This window comes from Streptomyces sp. NRRL B-24085, assembly GCF_001282115.1.
Lineage (GTDB): Bacteria > Actinomycetota > Actinomycetes > Streptomycetales > Streptomycetaceae > Streptomyces.
In genome coordinates this window covers 1-1,492 of record NZ_LJBR01000683.1, presented here as the reverse complement: position 1 = coordinate 1,492, position 1,492 = coordinate 1, and the positions used below count along the sequence as shown (strand labels likewise).

1 protein-coding gene is annotated in these 1,492 nt (G+C 72.7%); it reads left to right on the top strand.

Going from position 1 to position 1,492, the window contains the following annotated elements; genetic code table 11:
- A partial coding sequence (locus AOJ26_RS41170; RefSeq protein WP_053853418.1) for an amino acid permease occupies positions 1–1,492 on the top strand: 1,492 nt, incomplete at both ends.

Below are 1,492 nucleotides of genomic sequence, written 5' to 3'. Positions count from 1 at the left end.
CCCCGTCCCCCTCCCCCGACGACCGGTCCCTCGCCGAGTTCGGCTACCGCCAGGAGCTGCACCGCAGCCTGGGCCGGTACGCGTCCTTCGCGGCGGGGTTCTCCTTCATCTCGGTCCTGACGACCGTCTTCCAGTTCTTCGCCTTCGGGTACGCCTTCGGCGGCCCCGTCTTCTTCTGGGCCTGGCCGGCGGTCCTGGTCGGGCAACTGCTGGTGGCGGCCTGCTTCGCGGAACTCGCGGCGCGCTACCCCATCTCCGGCGCGATCTACCAGTGGTCGACCCGCCTGTCCCGCCCGGCCTTCGGCTGGTTCGCCGGCTGGGTCATGGTGATCGGGCAGATCGTCGTGGTCGCCGCGGCGGCCCTGGCCCTGCAGATGGTGCTCCCCGCGATCTGGTCGGGCTTCCAGCTCGTCGGCACCGACCCGTCGCCGGCCTCGGCGGACGGCGCGGCCAACGCCGCGGTTCTCGGCGTGCTCCTTCTCGTCCTGACGACCCTGGTGAACGTCGTGGACAACCGCGTCCTGTCGGTGATCAACCGGGTCGGCGTGACCGCCGAGATCATCGGCGCGGTGCTGATCGTCGTGCTGCTGCTGACGCACTCCGAGCGCACGCCGAGCATCACCTTCCACACCGCCGGTGCCGCACAGAACGGCCTGTTCGGGGCGCTGCTGGTGGGTTCGTTCACGGCGGCGTACGTGATGATCGGCTTCGACAGCGCGGGCGAGATGAGCGAGGAGACCCGCAACCCCCGGCGCACCGCGCCCCGCACGATCCTCACGGCGCTCGCCTCGGCCGGCGCGCTCGGCGGCCTGATCGTCCTGGGCGGCCTGCTCGCCGCCCCCAGCCTCACCGACGGGCGCCTGTCGGTCGACGGTCTCAGCTACGTCCTCACCAGCAGCCTCGGGGACGGCGTCGGCAAGGCCCTGCTGGCCGACGTGGTGGTCGCGATCACGGTGGCCACCCTCGCCATCCAGACGGCGGCCTGCCGGATGCTCTTCTCCATGGCCCGCGACGGACAACTGCCCTTCGCGGGCCGCCTCGCGCGCGTGAACCCCCGCACGGGCATGCCCACCGCCCCTGCCCTGGTCGTCGGCGCCCTGGCCGCCGCCCTGCTCCTCCTCAACTTCGCCTCCCCCGAGGCGTTCCTGGCGATCGGCACGACCTGCATCGTGATGCTGTACCTGGCGTACGCAATGGTCACGGGCCCCCTCCTGATCCGCCGCCTGCGGGGCGAGTTCGGCTCCGCGGGCACCGACGAGGAGGGCGCCCCCCTGTTCTCCCTGGGCCGCTGGGGCGTCCCGGTCAACGCCCTGGCCCTCCTCTACGGCCTCCTCATGACCGTCAACCTGGCCTGGCCCCGGGCCGCGGTGTACGACCCTGCGGGCGGGCACTGGTACTTCCAGTGGTTCACGGTGCTGTTCCTGGCGGCGACGCTGGGGGCGGGGGTGGTGTGGCGCGGGCTGCGGAAGCGTGCGGCCGGGGACAGCGGGGG